This is a genomic window from Pseudolactococcus piscium (genome assembly GCF_002441695.1).
Taxonomy (GTDB): Bacteria; Bacillota; Bacilli; order Lactobacillales; family Streptococcaceae; genus Pseudolactococcus; species Pseudolactococcus piscium.
On record NZ_JXJW01000043.1, the window covers coordinates 1 to 3,613 of the forward strand.

Below are 3,613 nucleotides of genomic sequence, written 5' to 3' on the forward strand. Positions count from 1 at the left end.
ATTTTTTGGAAAACTTTGCAACAGAACCCCTTAAATAATTTATTATTGGAGGGTTCAAACATGGTAGAAAATATTAAAAAAAATAGTGAAATTAACGAGTCTAAAATTTATTTAGCATGTAGTTCTGTAACTAATTTAGTATTTCTTTTTGTATTTGCAGTGAGTCTCATATTTGGAGAACTACCAGACATTATTTCTATACCATTAGCCGTAGGTACATTCTTTAACTTGTTTTGTGTCCTTTATTTCTCGAAAAGGTATAGGATGCTATCCAATACTATGTGGGCTTCACGTACAAAAAAACAAAAAACATGGTCTCTTTTATTTAGTATAACTCTTGTGGCAGTATTATTCGCTATAATATTTTTTATTCGTTTTAAATATAATGCATTTTAAGATGAGATTAAATTTTATGGTTCTGTTGCAAAGTTTTAATTTTTGCTTCTGATGCTATGCAAAGAACTGAAATCTATCAAAATGATAAGGTTCAACAACAAAATCATTTTTTATACTAGGACACAGTTAATGATATGTTTTGTACCATTCGGTACAAAATGTTTGTATTTCAAAAAAGAAGATGTTAATATAATTATACCAAGTGGTACAAAACAATGTTGTTAGATACAATCTAATCTAACCATTTGTTTCTAAAAATATGGAGGTGTACAACTTGAGAAATACGAAAGAAAAGATATTGACGGCTACAGAACAGCTTATATATAAAAAAGGTTATACAGGGACTTCTATTAATGATATTTTAGATGAAACTGGGACAGGCAAAGGGCAATTCTATTATTACTTTGATTCAAAAAAAGAAGCTAGCCTAGCAGTAATTGATAATCATGTTAAAATTTGGCAAAAACATTTGCTAAATGGAATCCTATCGAGAGATGAAAGTCCACTGGCAAACTTGAAAGAGATGCTGGATTGGATTTACAGTGATCATGCGCAAAAAAAAATATACTACGGCTGTCCTGTAGGTAATCTCGTTATTGAGCTTTCCGCCCTAGATGAGGATTTTAGAAAACCTCTTGAACAACTATTTTCAGATTTACAAAAAAAAATTGCGGAAAATCTATCAGCTTTAACAGGACTGCTGGTGAAACAAAATCTTCCTGCAGCACATGCAATTATTGCTCAAATTCAAGGAAGTCTTCTACTCTTGAAAGTGACTCAAGATTTAAATGTTCTGGAATCAAATTTTGATTTATTAAAAAATAGTTTTGAAAAAGTGGGAGAAAAATAATTAAAAAATTGGATATGATAGTTATCGGACCAGGTCCTGCCCCGCCTACTGCTGTGATACGACGTAAATCTTTATGTCAGCAGTTGAATCTAAAGAAAAGGTCAAGCTTTTGCAGGCCGATGCGATTCGGAGAGAATATCCCATTGCCGATGTTCAAAAAAGATGGCAAAGTTGTCAAACATTCATAGACGTTCTTGGTAAGGGGATACTTAAGCAACTCATTGTAGAATTATCATAAAAATTTTATATTTAAAGGAGAACCCAAATTGTAAAATGAAGTTAGCCACCTCAGGGAAAAAATTTTTCCACTAAAAAACACCTCAAAGATGCTATGCTGTAATTAAACAGATACCAGTCATAGGAGCACCTGGTCAAGAAGCCTATGATGCAGCAATAACAAATTTTGGATTTGTTGCAGATCGCACCATGAGTACAGCAAAAGTTCTTGAAGAGCTTTGAAGCAATAGATAAACAGGCAAATTAAATGAAAATAATATTTGATGAACTAGCTACTGAAAAAATTAAAAGCTTCGGTGATGTGGACTTAGCGATAGACTTTAACCACACTTTGAGTGAAACAAACACTGAAGTAGATGCTTGCGCAGGTGGTATTTCTCGTTGGCGTTTGGTTGCAGTAGATAAAGGAACAACTCCCGGAACATTTGATGGGAAAATGGAATCTGAGTTTGGTTCCATTTATTTCCAAGACTGGGGCAAGATTTTCTGGGATGAACATGACTTGAAAGTGAGACACGAGGGCTCATTGAATCTGATGACACTCAAGACCGACTGGGATACTATTTCAAATAATTTCATGATTGTTGACTTCCGTGGTAAATCTATCGTGGATAATAAGTTAGTTCAAAACTAAAATTTGGAGATTTTTAAATGAAAAAAATAGACGTAAAAAATATCGTTGTTGGTTTTGGTAAAGGTGGAAAGACCTTGGCCAAATTCCTTTCTGGAAAAGGAGAAAGTGTTGTCATTATTGAACAATCAACTCTAATGTATGGTGGGACTTGTATCAACATCGGCTGTATTCCATCAAAATTTTTGATTGTCAACGGTGAAAAAGGTTTGAAATTCACAGAAGCTGCAGAAAAAAAAGCGATCCTTACAGGTAATTTGAATCTAAAAAATTATCACATGATTGCGGATGAAGCAACAGCTGAAGTTATTGATGGCAAAGCAAAATTTGTCTCTGATCACGAAATCGAAGTGATGGATTCTGAGGGTGAAGTCATTGCACAACTAATTGGCGAACGTATCTTTATCAATACTGGCGCGACACCTGTCTTGCCACCAATTCCCGGACTTGTGGACAGTAGAAATGTTGTGACTTCAACTGAATTAATGGATTTGAAGCAGCTTCCTGAACATTTGACGATTATTGGTTCTGGTTATATTGGTCTTGAATTTGCTTCAATGTTTGCAAGTTACGGATCAAAAGTAACAGTTCTTGATATTTTCGATAACTTCCTTCCTCGTGATGATGAAGATATTTCGAAGTTGGTTCGTTCCGACCTTGAATCTAGGGGGATTATCTTTAAGCTTGGCGTGAAGATTGATGCTATTACTGACAATAGCGTTGAAATAATAAATAAAGAAGGCAAAAAAGTTTCAATCTTATCAGATAAAATTTTGGTTGCAACAGGTCGCAAACCCAATACTGCTGGACTTGGACTTGAAAACACTAATATTCAACTTGGTCAACGTGGAGAAATTGTGGTCAACGATAAACTTGAAACCACTGTTCAAAATGTATGGGCACTTGGGGATGTGCATGGCGGTTTACAATTTACTTACACTTCCCTTGATGATTTCCGTATTGTAAGTAATAACCTTTATGGAGATGGTAAGCGGAGTCTGTCTGACCGCAAAAATGTACCAACCTCTGTGTTTATCACACCTGCCTTGTCTAAAGTTGGCCTTAATGAAAAAGCTGCTAAAGCAGCGGGCATCGATTACCGTCTCTTCAAACTTGCTGCGACAGCCATTCCAAAATCAGCTGTCTTGAATCAGTCTAAAGGCTTACTCAAAGCTTTGGTTGATCCAGAGACAGACAAAATTCTTGGTATTACAATTTACGCAGAAGAATCTTATGAAACAATTAATCTCATAAGTCTTGCGATTGAAGTAGGCTTGCCTTACACATTATTGCGTGACAAAATTTACACTCATCCAACCATGACTGAAGCATTAAATGATTTGTTTGCCGCTAAAAATGAAGTAAAATAAAATAGTCAAATTTGATGGAAATCGAGTATGAGTTACTGACATACTACCAATAACTTTTTATATCTTGATAATTAAAACGAAAGTTTTTAATAGTTATTTTAAGGGCACCTCTAATAACTACCAATTAAT

5 protein-coding genes are annotated in these 3,613 nt (G+C 34.6%); all 5 read left to right on the plus strand.

What is annotated here, in order from left to right; genetic code table 11:
• Positions 1-396: XRE family transcriptional regulator (locus RU86_RS11530; RefSeq protein ID WP_143468132.1), on the plus strand; the 396-nt coding region annotated here is incomplete at its 5' end.
• 259 nt (positions 397-655) lie between these two features.
• On the plus strand, positions 656-1,246 hold the full coding sequence (locus RU86_RS11535) for a TetR/AcrR family transcriptional regulator (RefSeq protein ID WP_179296288.1): 591 nt from the start codon (positions 656-658) through the stop codon (positions 1,244-1,246).
• 73 nt (positions 1,247-1,319) lie between these two features.
• The gene (locus RU86_RS12175) at positions 1,320-1,484 is read left to right on the plus strand and encodes a hypothetical protein (protein WP_179296289.1); all 165 of its coding nucleotides are present in this window, start codon (positions 1,320-1,322) and stop codon (positions 1,482-1,484) included.
• A 246-nt stretch (positions 1,485-1,730) separates the two neighbouring features.
• Positions 1,731-2,117, plus strand: a complete 387-nt coding sequence (locus tag RU86_RS11550) for an iron-sulfur cluster biosynthesis family protein (protein ID WP_061775515.1) — start codon at positions 1,731-1,733, stop codon at positions 2,115-2,117.
• Between the two features lie 17 nt (positions 2,118-2,134).
• On the plus strand, positions 2,135-3,484 hold the full coding sequence (locus RU86_RS11555) for an FAD-dependent oxidoreductase (protein WP_061775514.1): 1,350 nt from the start codon (positions 2,135-2,137) through the stop codon (positions 3,482-3,484).
• Positions 3,485-3,613 lie beyond the last annotated feature (129 nt).

What these genes read in the sequence shown, in the direction of transcription:
- RU86_RS11535 (WP_179296288.1), top strand. Translation starts at nt 656, where the DNA reads ATGGAGGTGTACAACTTGAGAAATACGAAAGAAAAGATATTGACGGCT.
- RU86_RS12175 (WP_179296289.1), top strand. Translation starts at nt 1,320, where the DNA reads ATGTCAGCAGTTGAATCTAAAGAAAAGGTCAAGCTTTTGCAGGCCGAT.
- RU86_RS11550 (WP_061775515.1), top strand. Translation starts at nt 1,731, where the DNA reads ATGAAAATAATATTTGATGAACTAGCTACTGAAAAAATTAAAAGCTTC.
- RU86_RS11555 (WP_061775514.1), top strand. Translation starts at nt 2,135, where the DNA reads ATGAAAAAAATAGACGTAAAAAATATCGTTGTTGGTTTTGGTAAAGGT.